This is a genomic window from Ewingella americana ATCC 33852 (assembly GCF_000735345.1).
GTDB lineage: Bacteria > Pseudomonadota > Gammaproteobacteria > Enterobacterales > Enterobacteriaceae > Ewingella > Ewingella americana.
The window spans coordinates 83,145-104,191 of the sequence record NZ_JMPJ01000076.1; the positions used below are offsets into that span (position 1 = coordinate 83,145).

At 55.7% G+C, this 21,047-nt stretch carries 17 protein-coding genes and 1 pseudogene; 10 read left to right on the top strand and 8 right to left on the bottom strand.

Going from position 1 to position 21,047, the window contains the following annotated elements:
* Nucleotides 1-17 precede the first annotated feature (17 nt).
* The 3 genes from GEAM_RS21955 to GEAM_RS21965 are packed head-to-tail and all read right to left on the bottom strand — an operon-like array spanning nucleotide 18 to nucleotide 6,799.
* The gene (locus GEAM_RS21955) at nucleotides 18-2,414 is read right to left on the bottom strand and encodes a virulence factor SrfC family protein (RefSeq protein WP_034796157.1); all 2,397 of its coding nucleotides are present in this window, start codon (nucleotides 2,412-2,414) and stop codon (nucleotides 18-20) included.
* Nucleotides 2,411-5,413 carry a virulence factor SrfB gene (locus GEAM_RS21960; protein WP_034796158.1) on the bottom strand — a complete coding sequence of 1,001 codons (3,003 nt, stop codon included), beginning with the start codon at nucleotides 5,411-5,413 and terminating at the stop codon, nucleotides 2,411-2,413. The genes GEAM_RS21955 and GEAM_RS21960 overlap by 4 nt, the downstream gene beginning before the upstream one ends.
* A gap of 3 nt (nucleotides 5,414-5,416) precedes the next feature.
* Nucleotides 5,417-6,799, bottom strand: coding sequence for an SrfA family protein (locus GEAM_RS21965; RefSeq protein WP_034796159.1), 1,383 nt, complete (start codon nucleotides 6,797-6,799; stop codon nucleotides 5,417-5,419).
* Nucleotides 6,800-7,197: 398 nt separating this feature from the next.
* Between GEAM_RS21965 and abiEi the strand changes: the two genes are divergently transcribed.
* The 3 genes from abiEi (at nucleotide 7,198) to GEAM_RS21980 (ending at nucleotide 8,846) form a co-directional block, all read left to right on the top strand.
* Complete coding sequence (gene abiEi / locus GEAM_RS21970; RefSeq protein WP_034796161.1) at nucleotides 7,198-7,731, top strand: type IV toxin-antitoxin system AbiEi family antitoxin; 534 nt, start codon at nucleotides 7,198-7,200, stop codon at nucleotides 7,729-7,731.
* Nucleotides 7,724-8,041 (top strand): hypothetical protein, encoded by a 318-nt coding sequence (locus GEAM_RS23505; RefSeq protein WP_034796164.1) that lies wholly within the window; start codon nucleotides 7,724-7,726, stop codon nucleotides 8,039-8,041. The genes abiEi and GEAM_RS23505 overlap by 8 nt, the downstream gene beginning before the upstream one ends.
* Before the next feature lie 163 nt (nucleotides 8,042-8,204).
* On the top strand, nucleotides 8,205-8,846 hold the full coding sequence (locus tag GEAM_RS21980; RefSeq protein ID WP_034796166.1) for a hypothetical protein: 642 nt from the start codon (nucleotides 8,205-8,207) through the stop codon (nucleotides 8,844-8,846).
* 953 nt (nucleotides 8,847-9,799) lie between these two features.
* Here the strand turns inward: GEAM_RS21980 and GEAM_RS23040 are convergent.
* Both GEAM_RS23040 and GEAM_RS22000 read right to left on the bottom strand, forming a co-directional pair.
* Nucleotides 9,800-10,421 (bottom strand): annotated as a pseudogene (locus GEAM_RS23040) (transposase); the annotation flags it as partial.
* Nucleotides 10,422-10,671: 250 nt separating this feature from the next.
* A complete protein-coding gene (locus tag GEAM_RS22000) occupies nucleotides 10,672-12,408 on the bottom strand; it encodes an ABC-F family ATP-binding cassette domain-containing protein (RefSeq protein WP_034796172.1) in 1,737 nt (578 codons plus the stop codon).
* Between the two features lie 330 nt (nucleotides 12,409-12,738).
* Here GEAM_RS22000 and GEAM_RS22005 point away from each other — a divergent pair, with 330 nt between their 5' ends.
* The 6 genes from GEAM_RS22005 to GEAM_RS22030 all read left to right on the top strand — a co-directional run bounded on the left by GEAM_RS22005 (nucleotide 12,739) and on the right by GEAM_RS22030 (nucleotide 18,471).
* Nucleotides 12,739-14,103 (top strand): cation:proton antiporter, encoded by a 1,365-nt coding sequence (locus GEAM_RS22005; RefSeq protein ID WP_034796175.1) that lies wholly within the window; start codon nucleotides 12,739-12,741, stop codon nucleotides 14,101-14,103.
* 78 nt (nucleotides 14,104-14,181) lie between these two features.
* On the top strand, nucleotides 14,182-14,958 hold the full coding sequence (locus GEAM_RS22010) for a DUF3750 domain-containing protein (protein ID WP_034796177.1): 777 nt from the start codon (nucleotides 14,182-14,184) through the stop codon (nucleotides 14,956-14,958).
* A 182-nt stretch (nucleotides 14,959-15,140) separates the two neighbouring features.
* Nucleotides 15,141-16,766: an ABC-F family ATP-binding cassette domain-containing protein gene (locus GEAM_RS22015; protein WP_034796180.1), complete on the top strand. Its 1,626-nt coding sequence runs from the start codon at nucleotides 15,141-15,143 to the stop codon at nucleotides 16,764-16,766.
* Nucleotides 16,767-16,853: 87 nt separating this feature from the next.
* Nucleotides 16,854-17,570 carry a dienelactone hydrolase family protein gene (locus GEAM_RS22020; RefSeq protein ID WP_034796181.1) on the top strand — a complete coding sequence of 239 codons (717 nt, stop codon included), beginning with the start codon at nucleotides 16,854-16,856 and terminating at the stop codon, nucleotides 17,568-17,570.
* Between the two features lie 232 nt (nucleotides 17,571-17,802).
* Complete coding sequence (locus GEAM_RS22025) at nucleotides 17,803-18,102, top strand: helix-turn-helix domain-containing protein (RefSeq protein WP_034796182.1); 300 nt, start codon at nucleotides 17,803-17,805, stop codon at nucleotides 18,100-18,102.
* Nucleotides 18,103-18,144: 42 nt separating this feature from the next.
* Nucleotides 18,145-18,471 (top strand): NIPSNAP family protein, encoded by a 327-nt coding sequence (locus tag GEAM_RS22030; protein ID WP_034796183.1) that lies wholly within the window; start codon nucleotides 18,145-18,147, stop codon nucleotides 18,469-18,471.
* A gap of 63 nt (nucleotides 18,472-18,534) precedes the next feature.
* Here GEAM_RS22030 and GEAM_RS22940 read toward each other — a convergent pair whose 3' ends face one another.
* From GEAM_RS22940 to GEAM_RS22045, 3 genes are all read right to left on the bottom strand, one after another.
* Nucleotides 18,535-18,759, bottom strand: coding sequence for a HigA family addiction module antitoxin (locus tag GEAM_RS22940; RefSeq protein WP_425591326.1), 225 nt, complete (start codon nucleotides 18,757-18,759; stop codon nucleotides 18,535-18,537).
* A 231-nt stretch (nucleotides 18,760-18,990) separates the two neighbouring features.
* Entirely contained in the window at nucleotides 18,991-19,215 is a 225-nt protein-coding gene (locus GEAM_RS22040; protein ID WP_034796184.1) for a YgdI/YgdR family lipoprotein, read from the bottom strand.
* Nucleotides 19,216-19,286: 71 nt separating this feature from the next.
* Nucleotides 19,287-20,078: an AraC family transcriptional regulator gene (locus GEAM_RS22045; RefSeq protein WP_034796185.1), complete on the bottom strand. Its 792-nt coding sequence runs from the start codon at nucleotides 20,076-20,078 to the stop codon at nucleotides 19,287-19,289.
* Between the two features lie 111 nt (nucleotides 20,079-20,189).
* Between GEAM_RS22045 and GEAM_RS22050 the strand changes: the two genes are divergently transcribed.
* Nucleotides 20,190-21,008, top strand: coding sequence for a sulfite exporter TauE/SafE family protein (locus GEAM_RS22050; protein WP_034796186.1), 819 nt, complete (start codon nucleotides 20,190-20,192; stop codon nucleotides 21,006-21,008).
* Nucleotides 21,009-21,047: the final 39 nt, after the last annotated feature.

Here is a 21,047-nt window from a genome sequence, read left to right on the forward strand (position 1 = left end):
GTCAGTCTGGGGTCCGGCTAGTCGCCGCGTATCTGCTGCAAAATCTCTCCCAGCTTCTCGCGCTGTACTAGCGGAATTTCGCGTCCGGCGGAATATCCGGCGTTTTGGATAATCACGTCATTGAGCGCCACTAACCAGTCATAAATATAGAACGCGGTGTTATTGGCCGGGGTCAGCGTCAGCTTGGTTAAACGCTGGGAGCTGCTCCAGTTTTTCGGCGGCTTGGCGAAGATTTTGTGGCCACGGTTAATGCGGCTGTCCGGGCGCTGCGACTCTTCAATCTGCAAGAAGCCGAGCCAAGCCACAAAGTCACCCATCACCGTCAGCACGCGTGACACCTGCCGATCGGCCTGACTTTCGCTGGCCGCCACGGATTGCTGAGTCTCTTCCAGCACGCCAGACAGCATGCCCGCGACGTCCATCCGCACTCCGGCGGTGATCACCTCTTCCACCAGCATTTCGACTCCCGGCTTGCCGATGCCGAGCAGATCCACCAGCGGCGCATTGTCCGGCAGCCCGCGCAGATGGTTAATCCAGTAGTGCTGGGTTTGGCGTGCGAAGTCGGTTTCCGCGGCAGGCTGCTGGCTGGCGTGCTGCTCCTCGACCGGCGCATCCAGCGGTTCGTCGCTGAACAGGTCGATGCTGATCCCAATACCAAAAGTCTCGGTCAGAGCTGGGGCAGTCGCGCCGCTGCTGGTAACGCTGGCCGTGGGCTGAACCTCGAACTGCTGCAAGTAGAGGCGGCGCAGATCTTCGCGGGCGGGCAGCAGGCGCTCGAGCAGTTCGCCATGAACCCCCGCGCGGGTTTGCAGCGCTTTTAGCAAGCTTTCGGCAATTTTCTGCTTCTGGGCTAGCTCTTGCTCGTTTGAAGAAGGCAGCCAGCTCCCCAGCAGGTTATCGGCCAGCACGCGGCGCAACTCGTCGCGCTGCTCGCTAAGGCGCGCCTGCTTGTTGGCGGGAGTCACCTCGGCGGTGAGCCAGCTCGCCATGCGTTCAATGCCGCGTTTGTCCATCGCCAGCATGGTGCCCCAAGCATCGCCGGGGGTGCCGACGTGGCGCTGCACGGTTTCATCGAAATGCTCGCTGTGGGTGATTCGCTGGTCGAACGGCGTCAGCGCCCAAATCAGGCCCGGCTTGCGCTGGCTGCGGATTTGCGCGTTTTCACCTTGAGTCTGTTTCACCCAGTTATCCAGCGCCTTGCTGACGCTTTTCACCGCGTCGCGGTTGCCAGCGGCGGTACACACGAGCAGCGAATTGACCTGCTGATTTTCGGTGTAGCGCTCCAGCAGTCCGGCGTTTTTAGCGTGCAACAGGCCCGGCGACAGCAGGCTGTGGGTGGTGCCTAGCTCGCGGGCGTCAGCCTGCGTCGGGAACAGCAGCAGGTCAACCTGCTCAAACAGCGCTTCCTGCGGCGCGGACATTAATGGCAGCAGCAGCTCGGCGGTCAGCACCGTCAACTCCACCAGTGAAAACTCAACCGGCTGCCCGGCTACGCCCTGATGCAGCGGGCGAACCGACAGGCTCTGACCGCGTGATTCTGTCTCATAGTCGGCGGTTAGGGTGATCGGACTCATTATCCCATCGGCCGGTAGCAGGTGGTCATCCACCAACACGCTAAGAGGCGCCAGAAGCTGCGTCGCGCCTTCCAGCTGTTGTAGGACATGAGCAAAATGGCGATAAAACGCCGTGGCGTGGCTGGCTTCGTTCCACAGGATGGAGAACAGGCGCGCGCGGTCGTCAATGCCCAGATAAGGAGCCAGCTCTACCGCCGCTGGCCAGAAGTGCAGGGCGCGCAGCCGGTCGGCTTTGGCATCCATGCGCGCCAGCATGTCCCAGATTGCCACCACGTCGTCGCCAGTCAGGCCGTCAATGGCTTCCGGCTGGCGATGCAAAGAGAGGCTGTGCAGGTGAGAGAGGATCTGCTGCTGATCCCACTCGGCGCGCGGGCCTTGGGTGGCGGCATCCAGCGCGGCAATTTTTATTAGCTCGGCTTCGTTAAGCAGCGCCAGTTGCACCGGCCACTGCGAGTCCACGCTTTCGGACTCGCGGCTAAAGCGAGTGACCAGCGTGCTAGCCTGACTGCTCGGGTTGATGTGGCTGAAGTAGTCGAGAACGCGGTCGCCCAGCAGGGTTTCCAGCCTGCCGTTTTCACCGGCGGCCAGCGCATTCAGCAGGTAAGATTTCCCCGCCTGCGAGTAACCATAAAGCCCAATCCCAGGATTCTGTGATGCTGAGATGGCAAGATTCTCTGCCTTGTGGCGCTGGCGGCGCAGCTTCAGCTTCAGGCGGTCGGCTTCCATATTCAGGCGCGGCGACTGCGAGCGGTTGCTCTCAATCCACTGCATGGCCTGGGCCACGCCGTTGGCGACATGGGTCAGCTGGCTGCTGAGAAGTTCGGAATGGGTAGAAGTCATTTCTTAAATACGCTCCCGCTGTCGATCCAGTAATGAGTGGCACCTGAGCCACTGGCCGCCAGCGTGTTCAATTTCAGTCGCAGATGGTCGATTGGCACCGGCGTGCCGTCCTGAAGCGCCGCTTGGGCAATTTCCACCTGCTCCGGGCTGTCGCCATCGCCCTGTTTGCTGACTTTAAGCTTCAGCGTCAGCACGTTATCACCGGCAATGCGTCGCGCCAGCTTATGGTCGTTAATCGACAAGGTATAGAGCGGCGAGGCGGGCCAGCGGTCATTATCCAACTGGCGGAAACCTAGGCACAGCGGGCCGCGCATCTGGAAACTCACCTCTTGGCTGAGCTGGAAATCAGGCTGGTCGAGGTCAATATCGCTGTAATAAACGTTCTCCCCGGTCAGCGCATTATTGCTGTCGAGCATGCCGAGATAGCGAATGGTCGAGTACGGCTGGAAATCCCCGGCTTTGAAATAGAAGCTGTTGAGTCGCAGGTCCAGCGACAGCAGGCAGAGCATCGCGCCCACCGCGGCGGTGGATTTCGGGTTCTCAATGCGGCCTAACTTGTTAAACGGATACCAATCGCTGGTGTGATAGCCATCAAGGGACAAAATGCGGTTGGCCGGTAACGGCTGAAGCAGGCGGAACAGCGCCTGAATGCCCGGGAAGCGGGAAGGGCGGCCGGTCAGCAGCAGCACGTCACACGAGTAAAGCGCCACCACTTCGCACAGCGAGCGCAGCTGCTGGGTAATGTGCATGCGCGGCGACAAAAACTCGGCGTGCAGCTTGCTCAGATTGAGGATTAACGGCACTTGTAGAATGTCGAACGGCGCGGCGTCGTTGCGCAGTTCGCGCTGCACTTCGCTATTAATGTGGTCGCGGACTTTTTGTGTCGGCAGCTGCTCGAGCAGGTCACTGAAGCGCGTTTCGATTTCGGCGCTGGTGTCTAACGGGTCGAAGCTTTCATAGGCTTCGAGGATCGCGCGGCCTACCGGCATGAAGATCTGCAAAGTCACCTGCTGGCGCAGAATCGACAGGCCGTCCATCCGGCCTTCGTGGCCGAACAGCTTATCCATCAGCGGCTCGGGGTTGGCGATACCGGCTTTCTTCAGCGCGCCTTGCAGCGCAGGCAGCACGTAGAGCTGGATCACGTCGAGCAGGATGTCATCTCCCGCCACTTTAAAGCCTTCGCGGAACAGTAAACGTGGAAGGATTTTCACGTTATTGCCCACGCCGTCGTCCAGCCAATACTGAGTGATAGCCAAGTCGGTGGTGCCGCCGCCAATATCAATGGAGGCGATGCGCAGGGTTTTGCCGACGGTTTCCCCCTCGGCGAGCTCTTTGTCCGGGCGCGCCATGCTGGCAAAGAACGCCTCGGTGCGCCCGGCAAAATTCACCTGCGATTCATTATATAAGTAGACCATTTGGCCGCAGGTGGCTTCGTCCCACTCCATCTGCACCTCTGGCACCGGAACCTGACTTAGCGCGCGCTGGCTTGCCGTGGCGAACTCTTCATCGGCCGGGTGCCAGCCCATGGCTTTCCACACCACGCCAATGGCTTCGAGCATGCGGCGGCGGAAGATCTCGCGCTCCGGTTTTGGCATCGCCGAAGGCAGCGTCAGGATGATATTGCGCAGCTGGCGCGGCGCTCCCGAGTGGATCATTTTCATCCGCTGCGCGGCGCTGTTGATTTGCATCAGCGCCTGCGCCAGCAGCTCGGAGAGCATAAAGGTCATGATTGAGCTGCGGCTGTAGTGCGGCGAGAACACCGGCAGGCGTTCGTCCACCGGCACGGTAAACAGCGGCTGGCCTTCATCATTGAACAGATAAGTTTGCGGCAGCGCAGTGGCCGCTGGCTCCTGCGCGGAACGCCCGCTGCTCTGGCTAAATCGCCAGCCCGGGGCGTAGCTCTCTTCATCCCACAGGTAGCGGCGCGGGCTAGAAAGCCCGGTAGAGCCTTCGGTACCTTGACGCGTCAGCGCCATGCGGCTGGCTTCACGCCCGACGCGCACGATGGAAGGCCATGCAAAGGCGTCGTCGCGGCCACTTTCCACCGAGAAGTTCTGCTTGCCGAAATGGGCTTCGGCGAACTCAATGCGGCTTTCGAACAGTTCGTTGTAGAGCTGGTGGGGCTGGCTCAAGTCACGAATTTGCAGCTCATAAGTCTGCTTCAGCCCGTTGCTTTCGTCCGGGCTCTCTTCCACCAAAATCCCGCAGGTGTGCGAGTTGCCGACGTCCAGAATCAGATCCACATTGATCGCCGGTTCTTGCAGGGTGCTGGTGCTGATTTTGATTTCAGGAATAGACAGCTGGGTGCCGAGCATTTCCAGCAGATTCAGGTAGTGCGCCTGATACTCAAACTCGCGCAGCGCGGATTTGATATCACGCGGATTGCGGTTTTCGCGCTGAATCGCCTGTTGGCTAAATACCTCGCGCAGCCAGCCGTCGACCCACGTCAGGTCGAGGAAGTCACTCAGCTCATCATTATAAAAAGCCAGCGCAAAGCTGCTGCCGGTCTTGATGTCGTTATCGTTTGGCGTCAGCTGCTCGGGCTGTTGGCCTTCTTCCACTTCAGCCGCGTCAGCAGCAACCTTGGTATCGAAAGCCAAAATGATGCGATGGGTGTGGCCTTCGTTATCCGGCTTATCCAGCGCAATCACCTGCATCCGCGCCCAGTTATCCGGGCCGCCGGAGAAATTGCGCGGCGGGGTAAAGCGCAGGAAAGGCAGCGGCAGCCAAATTTTCTCCAGCAGCGCGAGAGACTGGGCCAGCGAAATACTCGATTCCGGGCGCACCACTTCAACCTGCGCCCCCGGCACCGGCAAGGAGTATTTGCCGGTCAGCGGGTCGTGGTCGAGGCGCAGCAGCGGGCCATTGGCACTTTTGCGCACAAATTTGGACGGCAGATCTTCATCAATCTGCGGCGTAAGGGCGAAGTCCAAAAACTGGATCCCGCTGTTCTTAATCAGCGTAATACGCTGTTTGTAATCAGGAATAGATGCCAGCATCGGTTATTTCCCCTCGCGCTTCATGGTCATTGGGATGACGGTGTTGGCATCGTAGCGGCCTTTACAATCTGCGGTACCGTTCAGAGGTTGAGTACAGACAATCTCTGGCATTTGATACCTCGAACCATCGCTACATTTGGCTTTAAATCGACTGTTGATCACCAGATTTCCTGAACTCATCAGACCGGCGCTGACGTCTGCTTTGCAGCTCATGCCGTCGCCATATTGGATTTTGGCCGTGCCTTTACCGTTTTTGATTTGGTATTTCAGGCTCGGCGGCTTGCCGGTGACCGGGGTTTTAATGTCCAGCACCACGCGCCAGTTGCCATTAAGGAACTTGGTGGAGCCGACTTTGACGGCGTCTGACGGCATGGTCAGCGCGTTTTTATCATCCGGCGCTGCCGGTGTGGCTGCCACAGGGGCAGGAGCCGGAGCCGGTTCCACCACTGGCGGCGTGGCGACGGCGGGAGCCAATGGCAACTCGGTGGCTTTAGCGGGAATAACTTGCGGCGCCGGTGTTGCGACCACGGCAGCCGGTTTATCTTCCACTTTATCTTCAACGACAGGTTTTGGCTCAATGGCCTTGGCGGTGACCACCGGAGCATCGCTGGCAGGCAGGGCGCGCTTCTCGGTAACTGTCGGAGCCACCGGAGCTGGGTGCTCTGCGGGGGCAAATGCGCCGGTAAATTGCATCACCAGCGTGGCGGCCAGCGCCGCACCGGGGATCAGCCACCAGAACCGCAGCCAGCCGCGATTGGCCGGGCTTTTTGCGGCGGCGGCAGGCGCGGCTTCTGGCTGCGGTTTAACTTCAACCTGAGGTTTAGGCTCCACCAGTGGCGGCAAAGGCTCAGTGCGTTTGATGGTCGGCAACGGCAGGTCAACCAGCGAGCTTTCAGGTTTAAACACCGGCGGGCGCAGGCAATCAAGGGCATCAATGCGGGATTTTTTGTCCAGATGGACAAAGCCCCAGAAGGTCAGAACGGGTCTGCCATCCACCAGATAGACATGGTTTTGATCTGGAAATTGAATGGCTTTCGCCAGCAAGGTGCCAAACAGCTGTTGGCCCGGCTTAGTGGACTTCAACGCCGCCTGACACAGCGTCTGTACCACGGCGCGGCACTGTTCGAGCTGGGTAATGGCCGAGGCGCGCTCGCTGTCGCTGGCGGATAACCACGAGGTGACTTTGCCCGCAATAGGGGAATACCAGTCAATGCGGTCGCCCGCTTCGTTGGGTTGGGGAATGGCCAGCACGTCGGCAATCGACTGCTGCTTGCGAAGACGTAATGTTTCGCGGATCTGGAGTGCAGAGGCATAAACCGGCTGGCCGTTTTCACCAAGTGCCTGAATATCGTCCAAACTTCCACTGCGTAAAAATGATTTTGCCACGCAAAAATTGCCCCGTATTGGAGGTGCTTGAAGAGGTGCCAGCGGCAGAAAATAATGCTCTATCGGCGATTGTGGTGATTTTACCGTCAGCCGCTGGCAATCAAACGCAGGAATAAGGGGGTAAAGCGGGTTTTGTTTAAGGCAAATGAGCCATTATGCGCACAGTGATTCGGCTTGCTGGTGAGTGGCGGCCAACAAATCAGCGCCGAAGAGGCTAAAAATGAGTTAGTGGAGACCATTTTGGGGCTGACGGGTCGGGCGTCACGGCACTAAGGCTTTTTATTATCTCTACAGTAAGGACTTATAAACGTGTCTTTTCTGTAGAGATAATTGCCTGTCTTTGAATTAAGTGTACAATAAAGACTCATTTTTAAGTCTTTATTGTAGAGATAAATGCAATGGATAAACTGACTGCTATCGCCAAGCTCGACGAGTTCAGCCGCAATGGGCGTTATGTCTTCCAGTTGCGTGACTTCGAAAAAATCTTCCCAGAAGAATCCCCCCGAGCCTTAAAGGAATCAATCAAACGTCTGGTCGATAAACAGATCCTTACTCGCGCAGTTAAGGGGGTATATGTTTATGAGCGTGGCGCGAAAGACAGCTATATCCTCGAGCACATTGTTAAGGCCATGCGACGCGGCGAGTACAGCTATGTGAGTCTTGAATCTGCGCTTTCGCAATATGGCGTTATTTCACAGATTCCGATGGGGCGTTTAACGGCCATGACCACGGGACGTTCTGGCGAGTATGAAACGCCGTGGGGCGTCATTGAGTTGACGCATACAGAGCGCTCGGTGAACGACATCCTGTCCGGCACGGTAGAGACAAAATCCCCAATCAAATTTGCCAAGAAAGAGACAGCTGTACGGGACTTACTGCGTGTGGGAAGGAATACACACTTAATGGATACCACGGAGAGGGAATATGGCTAAGCGCATAGATTTTGACTTTTTGGTCGCTGGGATAATTCAACAAGAAGGGCTAGCTGCTCTTCGGCCTGTTGTTGAAAAAGAACTGCTGCATTATGACATCCTTTTTTGCTTGTCAGAGGCAGGGTTACTCAAAAGGTTAACCACTACAATTCAGGGCGGCTACGCCGCGTCGCCGGCGACGTTAAGACTCGGCGTTCTCTCTGCCCATGTCTGTCGCCTCCATGCCGCCACGCGGCATAAGAAAATCCATTGGCTTAAAGTTTGTCCTAATAGCTGGCAGTCCCTAAAATATAAATTAGTTTTGTGTTAAGCAGTGATAACACAGAGTTATATGGAAATTGGGCGACGTGTTGGCCGGAAATATGGCTGTGAATTGCCAATCTTAGGCTGTAGTGAAATTTCGACGCCGAATCACTCAGATCTAAATTTGAACTGAAAAACTAAGCTTCTGCTTACCCAAAAGGATAAAGGGAATGAACGCTACTATGCTGGCCCGGTCGGTAATGTCGGGCGTTATATCGGTGCCCATGGATTTTTATCTGGGCCTTGAACGCACTTTTCAGGATCTGGATCTTTCGGATGGTGGTCGCCGGATACAGAATCGCAATATGCAGGACGATATTCGCGTCGGACGGGCTATCAGCAAAGCTTTCAGAGACAGAAATGAAATAACCAAAATCGCAAAAATCATTATTGATGACTCGCTCAAAAATTTGCCGGAGCCAGTGTTACAGAAGTTATACGACAAACTGATCGGCGGTGCCACATCGATGACCAGCCGAACATCAACCCAGCTTGCGCTGTCTTCATATCTGGGATCAAAGGTGGTCAGTGGAGTGATGCTGTCTTTTATTTCCCGGATTGCCTTGCGTGGGTTAACCGGAGTCATGACCGGCGGCGTGGTGGCTCAAGGGGTGATCTCGCGCGCTTGTGAAGCATCAAGGCGTTTGCAGTTGCAAAACCCTCAGTTATGGCAAAAACTCAGACTGAATGATTACGACATGCTTTACTTTTTCTTTGAAGAGCCGCTTCAAAACTTTATCCAAATGGGGGAAACGTTGCGCAAAAATCCCTCTGCTTCACAGGAGTTCATCAATGCTATCGAAAATTATTAGGCTGGTTCGAAAGCTGATAGCTGAAGTATCAGGCGGGCTTGTGCTCATGGCCGTTGTTATAGGGATTTTTCTGGCCGCTACGCTTAATGAAGGAGCTATGCGCATCATTGCCCCGTTACTGGTACTAATCGCCGGATTGGTGGTTTACGGACTTACTTACCTTATAGCTGCAAAGGCCGATCGGCGATAATCTAATGCCGCTAAAAAATTCTTAACGTGGACTGACATTGTTTCTTAATTTTAGAAACCGCCCTCAATCATTTTATTGAAGCGTTTAATTTTCGCACAATACAGGGACAACCGACTTTTGAACGGATACTTAAGATAGTCGAGAGTTAAATTAATGCGAAGAGATGAACCTCAAAAATTGAGCCTGTGGCGGCGAGTGTTTCACACTATTCTTGAGACCGGCGTTTCATTGTTGGGTGGTTTGCTTGTCGTCGTCTGCTGCTATTGGTTTTTCCATTATGAAACATGGCACGAGCGGTTTATTGCCATCGGATTATCAATTTTAGTCGTCTATATAGCGGTTAAGTTACTGCCAAATCGGCCAGAAGAATAGTTCTGGCCACCCAAAGGTCAGTCACGCGCATATTCAACATAGCTGCCGTCTGCACGCTGTAACAGCGTGCTTTCACCGGAATGCACCACGGTCCAACGTTCACTTACAGAGCCGCTTGCTAACCCCACCTGAACCTGTACGGCCTTGGTGTCAGGTTTAATGACGATGCATGAGCGAGACGTTTGACCTTCTGTATCCCCAAGGCTGACGACATCTTTGGCTTTCAGCTGACAATCATCCGAGCCGGATAACGCTGGGCGTTCTTCTTGTCCTGATTACTCTGAGGCCGCTGACATTTCACAGGTTGAGGTTTATACGAAAATACCCCCCTTACACAATAAAATTTATGATGAATCAATCGAATCACCTTCTTGAGGTAAGGTCATCGTGCCGGTATAGCAACGTGTTCATGACCGCCATGCTTATACTGGTGAATCGTTTGCTGGCAACTGACCAGCCCCAGTTCTTTCATGAGCCTGCCAGCAAGCCAGCGCCCCATCTGGTAGCCTCTCTGCGTTGCCATTGTGGCGATGCTTCTTGCTCCGGCCGAACCGTGGCTGATGCCATGCAGCTCAAGTACCTGACTTCGTAACGCAGCCCGTCTGCCGTCTGGTTTTTCAGGACGGTTTTTCCAGTGTTTATAGCTGCTGCGATGAACCCCAAACACATGGCAGAGGGTGGCCACAGGATAACGCGCTCTGAGTTTCCCGATTATCGAGAACTGTTCAGGGAGTCTGACATCAAGAGCGCGGTAGCTTTTTTAATATTTCGTTTTCCATTTCAATACTTTGTAGATTTTTCTTCAGCTCACGTATTTCGATTTGTTCCGGTGTAATCGGAGAGGATTTTGGTGTTTTGCCCTGACGCTCTTCACGCAGTTGCTTGACCCATTTTGTCATCGTGGAAAGACCGACATCCATAGCCTTTGCGGCATCAGAGACGGTGTAGTTTTGATCGACAACCAACTGAGCGGACTCGCGTTTGAATTCAGGACTAAAATTTCTTCTTTTTATTGGAGCACCTGTGTTGTTCTGAGGTGAGCATATCACCTCTGTTCAGGTGGCCAAATTCAGTAAACCACTACAGTTCCTGTACCGCACCAAGCTGGCACAGCATGAAAAGGGATTATGATTGAGCGCCAAGATGTGATTGACTGACTTGCATTAAGTCTACAAGAAGGACGCATTTTTAAGTCCTTCCTGTAGAGATAACTTTCTCCTTATCCCCATCCCGAAGTCAGGCCGCATCCCTGCGGCCCTCCGTTTACGCCAAATCTAACAACTGATTTAACTGCTCGATTTGCTGTTGCCATTCCCGCTGTAGGGCGGGTTTTTGATGCTTGGGTTTGCGGGCCAAATCCTCGGCCAGCTTGGTTTCGAGTTCGACTAGGGTTGCAAGCAGGCGCTCTTCCTCGCTGTCTGGTTTGAGAGGCGTCGCCTCTGGTTTTTCATCATCACTCGCACTTGTCACTGGCACCGGCTTGTCCGCCAAGATGGCGTAGACAGGGGCCAGATCGTGCCACTCCTCTAAACGCTGCTGGTGAATAAGCCAGAAACGGTTGCAGCTCTGCTCAATCAAGGTGCGGTCGTGGGAAACCAGTAGCACCGCGCCCTCGAAGGTTTTCAGCGTTTCGGCTAGCTCCTCTTTGCCTTCCATATCCAGATGGTTGGTCGGCTCATCGAGCAATAGCAGCGAGTAGTTTGCCAGCGTCAGGCCGATAAACAGCAGGCGCGAACGCTCGCCGCCGCTGAGGGTGCTGACCTTTTGCTGGTGGCGAAGATAGGGGAAACCCGCACCAATCAGCGCCATTTTTCGCTGGTCCTCGGTCAGAGGGGCGAAAGGAGCCAGCGCGTCGCTCAGCGAGTCATCGTCACGCAGCTGGTGCAGGCTCTGGTCGTAATAACCCATCTGCACCTTAGGGTGGAAAACCATCCCCGGCTGCGGGTTTTCGGGCTGTTCGAAGGCGTGCCACAGACTGCGGAGCAGGGAGGATTTTCCGCAACCGTTGCGGCCCACCAGCGCCACGCGATCGCCACTTTTTACGCGGATTTCGTCCAGCTCGAACAGCACCGGTGCAGCTTGGTCTGGGCGAACTTTCAGGTCTGTTAGCGCCAAAACCCGGTCGGCGGGCAGGGCTTCACCCGTCAACTTCAACTGCCACTGGTTGCCAGCGGTGAGCTGAGTCTGATCATCCTTCATCCGATCGACCTGCTTCTCCATTTGCTTAGCCTTGCGCGCCAGCTTCTCGTTGTCATACACGCTGCCCCAGATGGCTAACCGTTTGGCGCTTTTCGCCACGCGGTCAATCTCCTTCTGTTCGGCCTGATGGCGATGAGCATCGGCGGCGTCTTTCTCTTCAAGGGCCTGACGTGCCTGAGTGCAAGGTAAACGTATGAATTGCAGAGTTTTGTCGCGCAGGATCCAGGTGCAGTTAGTGACGCTGTCCAGCAGGCTGCGGTCGTGGGAAACCAGCACAAAGCTGCCGCCCCAGTTTTGCAGAAACTGCTCGAGCCACAGCAGCGTGGGCAGGTCCAAGTGGTTGCTCGGCTCATCCAGCAGCAGTAAATCCGGCTGGCGGATCAGCGCGCGGGCCAGCATCAGGCGAGTATGCTGCCCGCCGCTGAGGGTTCCCGCCGTCAGCTCCCACGCCGATTCATCAAAGCCCAGCGTGGCGAGCAGCACTTCGGCTTGCCAACGTTCGGGCTGATGCAGGCTGTCCGGCAAATGGTTAAGTACCGCGTCAAGCAAGGTGGAGTGCTGCAAGATGGCGGGCAAGTGCTGCTCGACGGTGGCCATCAAACAGTGACTGGCAAGGGTGATGCTGCCGGAGCTGGCGGAAAGTGCGCCGCTGAGGAGCTTCAGTAGGGTGCTTTTGCCGCAGCCGTTGTGTCCAATCAGGCCAATGCGGTCGCCTTTTTTTAGGCTAAAGGTGATCTCAGCCAGCAATGGGCCGAAGGAGTTGTCGTAGCCGACAGATTGTGCGGAAAGTAGTGTGCTCATGATGCTTACTCAGATTTTTAGGCATAGAGATGCCTATCGTCAAAAATCGCTGACGATAACCGGTAAGCCGGAGGGAAGTTCTCAGGTTGTTAGTTAGCTTCGCTCAAGCAGGTTATCGCAGCACGATACCGGTAACGCTTGAGCAGCGACGATCGCTAAGGACGAGCGAAATGAAAAACATTTCACGGGTCAGCATGGCAATCCTCCTTATATAACGTTGGTTTATGAATAATCTGATTATATTGAGGAATCTGTTATTTAGTCTAACCTTTTTGTATCCCCTTCAAATTTCAAAAATTTCACTCAACCCCGCTTTTACTGGAGGAGTCCATGAGTTTTCTAGGATGGACAGCGGCCGTGGGTGGACTGCTGTTGCTAATGTCATTGGCATCGGGCTGGATCCATCGCAGCCCGGTGACAACCTTTGGTCTGTACCTTGCCGCTGGCGTAGCCTGCGGCCCGTGGGTGCTGGATTTGCTGCACGTGGATATGGTGGAGCATTCAGAACTCACCGGCCGACTGACTGAAATCGCCATGGCGGCCTCGCTATTTATCACCGGCTTGAAGCTGCGTATGCCGTTTCGTAATCACGGTTGGCGAATGGGCGTCAGGCTGGCGTTTCCCGGCATGCTGATAACCGTCGCGGGCGTGATGCTGGTGGCGCACTACCTGTTTGGCCTGTCTTGGCCGATATCGCTGGCGCTCGGGGCCATCGTCGCGCCTACCGATCCGGTGCTGGCGAGCCTGATTTCAGTGAATAACGCCAGCGATGACGACAATCTGCGCGTCTCGTTATCCAGCGAGGCGGGCATGAATGACGGTTCAGCCCTGCCGATTTTGATGCTGGCGCTGCTGATTATGAATTCCCCCGAGCCTCTCAGCTGGCTGCAAATCGGCCACTGGGCCTTGGTGGACGTGCTGTGGGCGCTGCTCGGTGGCTTGGGCATTGGCTATCTGCTGGGGCGCTTGATTGGCCTGCTCGCCACGCGCCTGAGAAGCGTACAGGGCGACATCGCGCCGAGTGACTTTATCGCGCTCTCATTGATTGCCCTGAGCTATGCGGCAGCACAAAGCGTCGACGCCTCGGGCTTCCTCGCGGCTTTCGCCGCCGGGGTCGGACTGCGCGCTGCCGAACTGCGCATTGTGAACCTGCATCCGCCGGAGAATATGGATGATGACCAGCGCTATCGCCCCGCCGAAGAGCTGGTCAATCCGCACATTCGCCACTCGTTCTCTGACGGCGGCCCGGCCAAGTCGGTTGGGCTGATGGTGGGCGACGCGCTCTCCTTCGGCGATACCATCGAGCGGCTGTTCGCCGCCGCCATTATCGTGGTGCTGGGCATTACCCTTTCCCAGCATTGGGACCCGTCAGGGCTGCTGATGGCGGCGATTTTGTTTGTGGTGATCCGCCCGCTGTCGGTCTATCTGGCGACTATCGGCAGCGGCGCGCCGCGCGCCCGGCGGCTGATGATTGGCTGGCTGGGGATCCGAGGCATCGGCAGCATTAACTACATCGCCTACGCCTACACCCACGGCATTGGCGGCGCGGAGGCGGAACGCATGGGTGATATCGCGTTTACCCTGATTGTTGCCAGCGTGCTGGTGCACGGATTGACCGTCACCCCGCTGCTGAACTGGCGTCAGGGGCGGCAGCTCGCCCGAGCCGAACGTGCTAAACAGCAGGATGAGCCATAGCGTCGGCGGGTACATGTGATAATTTATCAGGCTGATTTTCCCGCAGGGCGCGGGCTAGCTTCCACAGGTACATAAGGCATGATGGCGATTAAATGGGTTCCCCTGTGCATTGTCTGCATCCTGTTTCTGTCGTTGGGATGCAGTTACGTTAAAAGCTCGCAGAGCAAAGAGCAGCAGGCCGTGGGTGGCGATTGGTCAACCGCGCGCCGTGATTCTGCGGGTATTGCTCCCAATCCGGTAGCGCTGAAAAGTACCGCCATTGTCCAGATTTACGCCGCGCCGACCTATGGCTGGCGCGGGCTGGTGGCGGTGCATCCGTGGATCATCTACAAACGGGCGGGAGACACCCAGTTCACCCGTTATGACGTGGTGAGCTGGGGCAGCAATAACGTGGTTCGCCGCGATTACGCTATTCCCGACGGCTACTGGTTTGGCTCAAAACCTAAGCTGCTGGCGGACCGCCGTGGCGAGCTGGCCGAAACGCTGATCCCGCAGATTGAGGCGGCGATAAAGAGCTATCCTTATCCGCACACCTATCACGCGTGGCCGGGGCCAAACAGCAACACCTTCATGGCGCATATCGGTCGCGAAGTGCCGGGGCTTAAGCTGGATATGCCCTCTAACGCCATCGGCAAAGACTACCGTGGGCTGACTAACCCGATAGGCTTGCCGCCGTCCGGGCGCGGCCTTCAGGTCTCGGTGCTCGGCGTTCTCGGCTTTACGCTGGGTGTCGAAGAGGGGGTTGAAGTCAACCTGCTGGGGCTGAACCTCGGCGTAGACATCAAATCTCCGGCGCTGCGCCTGCCGTTTGTCGGACGGGTTGGCTTTGATAACCCCGGCGCCGCCGAGCTGTAAAAACCACAAAATTGACCGGGAGATTTGACAGCCGAAAACCGGCTGTTTTATAGTCACCCGGTCTTTTCACATCTCAATGAGGTATTCGTCCAATGCGCAATTAATGCCCACCGCCACCCTCGGCGGCTCTCTTGCAGCTCCTCCGTGGAGTTGTTTTGGTGCATTAATTTTAAGGTTATCGCATGACGAATCCTATTCTGACGCTGGACCGCGTCTCTTTGGTTTTACCCAACGGCACGCCGCTGTTCACTGATCTCACCGAGCAATTTGATGGTCGCCACACCGGGCTGGTGGGGCGTAATGGTGTGGGCAAAAGCCTGTTGGCGCAGCTATTGGCCGGGCTGCTCGCACCTTCTTCCGGACAGTGCAATAGCGCCGGTAAAGTTAGGTATCTGGCGCAACATCTTACTCCTGAAAAATATCCCCACGTCGCGGCGCTGGCGGGCGTTGCCAGCACCCTTGCCGCGTTACAACGTATTGAGGCGGGGAGTGTCAGCCCGAGCGATTTCGAGCAGGTCGGGGATGACTGGGATATCCGTCAGCGGCTGCAAACCCAGTTGGAAGATGCCGGATTGGGCTATCTCACGCCGGAATCGCCGGTCAGCCAGCTCAGCGGCGGTGAAGCGATGCGCGTGGCGCTGATTGGCGCGACGCTTTCTGACGCCGATTTCCTCATTCTTGATGAGCCGACCAATCACCTCGACGGCCCCAGCCGACGTGCGCTGATGCAACAATTGCAAAACTGGACCGGCGGCTTAGTGGTGATAAGCCACGACCGCGCGCTGCTGCAGCAGATGGCGCGCATTGTCGAGTTGTCTTCACTAGGGTTGCGCAGCTATGGCGGCAATTACGCCTTTTACCAGCAGGCGAAAGCACAGGAGACGGCCGCCGCAGCGCAGAAGCTGGAGAGGCTCAAAGTCGAGCGAAAACGGGAGGAATTGGCTTTGCGCGATCAGCGTGAAAAGCTCGAGAAACGCCAGTCACGCGGCGATCGCCGTGGCAAAGAGGCCAATCAAGCCAAGATATTGCTGGGGAGGCAGAAAGGGCGCAGCGAGGCTTCGGCGGGTAAGTTACACAAGCAGCAACTTGAAGCGCGAGTGCAGCTCAGCCAGCAGGTCCAAGAGGCGGCGAAGCACCTCGAGACGGCGGCGCATATCGCCATGCACTCCGGCTCGCTCACGACTGCTACTGCTCAAAAGGTGGCGGCACTGACCGAGGTCACACTGCCCTTTGTCACACCGCCATTCGACCAGATAACCTTGGCCATTAGCGGCGGCCAGCGAATTGGCGTGGTAGGCCCCAATGGCTGTGGTAAATCGACCCTGCTAAAAGTGCTGTCGGGCGTGCTGCCGACGGTTTCCGGACTGCGCGAGGCATGGGCGAACATGGCTTATCTCGACCAGCAGCTCTCCAGCCTTAATCCACACCAAACGATCCTCGAGCAGTTACTTGAGGTGAATAGCATCGCCGGGAAATCTCAGCTGCGTATGCAGCTTGCCCAGTTAGGACTAGACGCTAGCCGGGTGCTGCTGCCCTGCGCGCAACTCAGCGGCGGCGAGCAGCTCAAAGCCGCGCTGGCTAAGGTGATTTATGCCGACCCACCCGCCGATTGCCTGCTGCTCGATGAGCCGAGCAACCATCTGGATCTTCCCTCTCTGGCTGCGCTCGAGGCGCTGCTCAATCAGTATCAGGGAACGCTGCTGGTGGTGTCGCACGACGAGGCGTTTCTGGCGCAGCTTGGGCTTACCCATTGGCTGGTGGCGGGGGAGAAGGGTTGGGAACTTCATCATCATCGAAATTCTGTATGACATTCATATTTATACGCAATTTGACTGATACATTTATGGCGAGATAGTTTTTAATGATAACCAAACCAAAATCTATTGGAGTCGTGAATGAGCAATATCAACGTTGAGTATGTCGATTATCAGGTTGCAGGGCAGGATTTTCAGGGCTGTCTGCTGTTCCCAAAAGGGGCCAAAAACCAGCCGGCCGTTCTGTTAGCGCCAAATTGGATGGGCGTGGCCGATGTGGCTATCGACGCCGCGAAATCCGTGGCTGAAAAAGGCTATGTGGTGTTTGTCGCTGACCTGTACGGCGCGAAAGTTCGCCCGACCAATGGTGATGAAGCCGCCGCGGCGATGATGGCAGTAAAAGACCAGCCCGCCGAGCGCCAACGCATGCAAGGCGCGCTGGACGCGCTGCTGGCGCAACAACATGCGCCAGTGAACGTGGCGAAAGTAGCCGCGATCGGGTTCTGCTTCGGCGGCCACTGCGTGCTCGAACTGGCCCGCAGCGGCGCAAAACTCAACGCCTTCGTGACCTTCCACGGTGGATTAGACACCAAGGACACCGACGGCGCGAAGAACATCAGCGGCTCCGTACTGGTGTTGAACGGCGCAGAAGACCCATTGATCCCAGCAGAGCAAATTTCTGGCTTTGTCGAAGAGATGAAAGGTCACAACGTTGATTGGCAGCTCATTAACTACGGCGGCGCGGTTCACTCCTTCACCGACCCAACCGCCAACGTTCCCGGCATGAGCCAGTACAATGAGAAAGTCACCCACCGCGCCTTCGCTCAAATGTACCAACTGTTTGCTGACGTGCTGTAAGGTTTGATGCCTAAACCCATTTCCAAGTCTTATTGGGAATGGGTTAAATATCAGCAATATAACTCCAGTTATTTCCTCGTAATTCTGCTTTCCCGCCTAAATCGCATCTCACGTTTCGTCTATTTACTATGCAGTGGAAGATTGATGTTATAAGTTGTAGCTTATATTTTGCTTTTGAATGTGAGCGTTAGCCCTGTGTTGACCGCCACTTAGCTCTCCTTGAGGTGAAAAAATGAAAACATTACGTGAAGCTATCGCTGCCCGTTCGCCAGAGAGCCAGGCTCGCATTAAAGAGATGGCGGATGAAATGATTCTGGAAACCGGTTTGCAGTTGCTGCGTGAAGAGATGCAGGTCTCACAGAAGAAACTGGCGGAATTAATGGGCGTCAGTCAGCCCGCCATAACCCAGATAGAGCAAAGAGGCAATGACGTAAAACTGGCTACTCTCAAACGATATATTGAGGCGATGGGCGGAAAGCTGAGCCTGAACGTTGAATTGCCTGAAGGCGTGGGGCAGGTGTTTCATATCTGATAGATTCTCGTTTCAGCCATCTAATCAGGGATAAGGTTATTTATGAAAACTGTAGAGATATTGCAGTACACATTAAAGTCAGGGACGGGGCATCGTTTTCATCAAATCATGGTCGAGCAGAGCAGCCCTCTTCATCGTGCTGCGGGTATGGATATTGTGGCTTTCGGTAACTCTCTTCATGACTCGGATTCTTACTATCTAATAAGAGCTTACGACAGTCTTGAGCATCTTGAGAGTTCTCAAAATTCTTTTTACAACAGTGACGAATGGCGGAATGGTCCACGACTCAGCATCATCGAGAGTATTGAAACTAGCGTGAAATCTGTACTTATTCTGAGTAAAAATGCTGTTGATAGCTTAAGAAGCTAAAGTGACTGCATTAAAATATCAGTCAGGTTTGGTGATGAGAACAGCCCCATTGGGGTGCCGTTTCTAATGTGCCGTCTGAGCCTGAGTGTGGGACGACGGCACAACGCTTGAAAGATCGACTCTTTCCCGAGCCTTGCTGAGGTCATACGTTGCCTGCATTGCCAGCCAAAGGCGGGCCGCGATACCTAGCCCCACTTCGAGCCTTAATGCCATTTCGGGAGTAATTGCTGTCTTACCCGCAGCGGCCTTGCTCAAGGCTGAGGGAGATACGCCCAAATCTTTCGCCAATTAGCGAAGCGAGATCCCGTAATCTTCAAGATATTCAGTGATCAAGCCGCCCGGATGCGGAGGGGTGGGTATAGCCATTAGTGATAATCCTTTAAAATAAGTTTTCCAGAATGGCTATGATGACACCTGTTTCCCAAAAAGAAACACTTTCTCCCAAATTGCTATCTTCTCCATAAATCCACAACAAAAAACCCGCCGAAGCGGGTTTTTACTTTTAAGGCTCAGTACATCCTACTTGCCGATTTCCGTCATCACTTTCACGTCGGTCTGGGCAATTTGGCGCTCTTTGCCCCATGCATCCTTGTACTTGATTAGGCCGGTATCCCGGTCAACTCTTGGTTTGCCTTCGCTGACAATGGTACGCCCGTCGTTGGTCTGAATGGCGTAATTGCTGGAGCAGCCTGCCAGTAAGGCGGAAAGAACTAACGCTGATGCTACTAGATAACGCTTCTTCATAACTCACTCCTTGTTGATAAGCCTGTTTAAGGTTTAGCACAGCTTATGAAATGAGCCAGATAAACGATGATTTATCGTGAAATATTCGACACTGCGCCGGTGAAATGGCTGAAAGCCGAGGGTGGCTGGCCGAGCATTTTGCGAAACATGGTCGAGAAAGCCGCCGGACTGTCATAACCCATATCCAGCGCCACGGTGGTCACCGGCTCTCCGGTGGCGAGCCTTGAGAGCGCCAGCACCACGCAGGCCCGCTGCCGCCATTGCAGGAAAGACATCCCGGTCTCTGCCCGAAACTGGCGATTGAAGGTGCGCTCACTGATATGCAGCAACTCTGCCCAGTGGCTGGGAAGAGTGTGAATATTGGGCTGCTGAAGAAACCCCTGACACAGCTTCGCCAGAGCCGATTGGCGCGGAAAGGCGATATGCAGCGGCAGGGTGGGGGCACGGGCGATTTCATGCATCATCAGGCTGACCAGCGCGCCATCGCGGCCAGAGGTGGCGTATTCCAGAGGCAGCTCCACGGCGTCCAAAAGCAGCTGGCGCAAAAGCGGAGGAATGGCGATCACTTCACACTGTTCGCCACTTCTGGGTATGGCCGCCGGTTCGATATACAGGCTGCGCGTGCTGACGCCGAGCATCACCACTTTGTGTGGCGTTTCGGCGGGTATCCACACCGCGCTTTGCTGCGGCACCACCCAGCTACCGTGCTGCGTAGAGACCTCCATCACGCCCGGCGCGCCGTAGAGCAGCTGAGCACGGCGATGGCTGTGCCAGGCCAGCTGAGTGCCGTAGGCGTAGTCTGTGCGGATGGCAACCACCGGGCGGGGGGTGGCATCCAACAGATTGATAGAAACGTTGCGCACGCAGGATTCTCATATTGGCTGAAACACAAACATTATTGACTGAATAACGAAAGCAGGACAAGCCTAGCTTGCTTACAGTGGGGCCTATTTTGCAACTTCAGGCCCACCACCATGTTCACTTTGTACTTCACGTTAACGCTATTCGGCTTTATCGCCGGGATCACCACGCTCTTATTCGGCTTTGGCGGCGGTTTTATCATCGTGCCGCTGCTGTATCGCACTTTAATCACTCTTTATGGCGCAAATAGCCCGATAGGCCATGCGGCGATGCACATCGCGGTGGCGACCTCGACCTGCGTGATGATTGTCTCCTCGGCGATGGCGACTCGCCGCCACTGGCGCAAAGACAACCTGATACTTAGCCAGATATGGCCGCTGGCGGGCTATATCGCCCTAGGCGCGGTGGCCGGGTCTTTACTCGCCAATGCCACCGGCGGCGGCGTGATCCGCTGGCTCTTTGTGGCCTATCTGGCGGTGACTATTGCCGACGGCGTGTTGCGAAAAGGCTTTGTTTCTCAACCGGCTAAGACAGCTCCCCATCAGCCAACCGTAGGGAAAACCGCGTTCAGCGGGCTGGTGATTGGCACCATTGCCACCTTTCTCGGCGTCGGGGGTAGCGTGATTACCGTGCCGATGATGCGCCGCCGGGGGCTAAGCATGACCGTCGCCACCGCGATGGCGAACCCGCTCAGCCTGCCGGTTGCCATAGTCGGGACGCTGACCTATATGCTGGCCTCGCCGGGCGCGGCGGCTCTACCGGGGCATGGGTATTGGGGTTATGTGGATATGCTGGCGTTTGTGGTGCTGCTCGCGGGGTCATGGCTGGGCATGCAGGCGGCGACGCCGTGGGTGGGACGAATTCCTGACAAGCTGCACGCCAAGATTTATCTGGCGCTGTTAACGCTGGTGCTGCTCACCATGGCGCTGTAAAAATGAAAAAGAGAGGATATTGCTATCCTCTCTCTTAGT

Excerpts from the sequence above, each read along its gene's own strand:
- GEAM_RS22040 (WP_034796184.1), bottom strand. The coding sequence starts at position 19,215 with ATGAAGAAGCGTTATCTAGTAGCATCAGCGTTAGTTCTTTCCGCCTTA.
- GEAM_RS22020 (WP_034796181.1), top strand. The coding sequence starts at position 16,854 with ATGAGCAATATCAACGTTGAGTATGTCGATTATCAGGTTGCAGGGCAG.
- GEAM_RS22000 (WP_034796172.1), bottom strand. The coding sequence starts at position 12,408 with ATGAGCACACTACTTTCCGCACAATCTGTCGGCTACGACAACTCCTTC.
- GEAM_RS23505 (WP_034796164.1), top strand. The coding sequence starts at position 7,724 with ATGGCTAAGCGCATAGATTTTGACTTTTTGGTCGCTGGGATAATTCAA.
- GEAM_RS21960 (WP_034796158.1), bottom strand. The coding sequence starts at position 5,413 with ATGCTGGCATCTATTCCTGATTACAAACAGCGTATTACGCTGATTAAG.
- abiEi (WP_034796161.1), top strand. The coding sequence starts at position 7,198 with ATGGATAAACTGACTGCTATCGCCAAGCTCGACGAGTTCAGCCGCAAT.
- GEAM_RS21980 (WP_034796166.1), top strand. The coding sequence starts at position 8,205 with ATGAACGCTACTATGCTGGCCCGGTCGGTAATGTCGGGCGTTATATCG.
- GEAM_RS22015 (WP_034796180.1), top strand. The coding sequence starts at position 15,141 with ATGACGAATCCTATTCTGACGCTGGACCGCGTCTCTTTGGTTTTACCC.
- GEAM_RS22025 (WP_034796182.1), top strand. The coding sequence starts at position 17,803 with ATGAAAACATTACGTGAAGCTATCGCTGCCCGTTCGCCAGAGAGCCAG.
- GEAM_RS22030 (WP_034796183.1), top strand. The coding sequence starts at position 18,145 with ATGAAAACTGTAGAGATATTGCAGTACACATTAAAGTCAGGGACGGGG.
- GEAM_RS22050 (WP_034796186.1), top strand. The coding sequence starts at position 20,190 with ATGTTCACTTTGTACTTCACGTTAACGCTATTCGGCTTTATCGCCGGG.
- GEAM_RS22005 (WP_034796175.1), top strand. The coding sequence starts at position 12,739 with ATGAGTTTTCTAGGATGGACAGCGGCCGTGGGTGGACTGCTGTTGCTA.
- GEAM_RS21955 (WP_034796157.1), bottom strand. The coding sequence starts at position 2,414 with ATGACTTCTACCCATTCCGAACTTCTCAGCAGCCAGCTGACCCATGTC.
- GEAM_RS22010 (WP_034796177.1), top strand. The coding sequence starts at position 14,182 with ATGATGGCGATTAAATGGGTTCCCCTGTGCATTGTCTGCATCCTGTTT.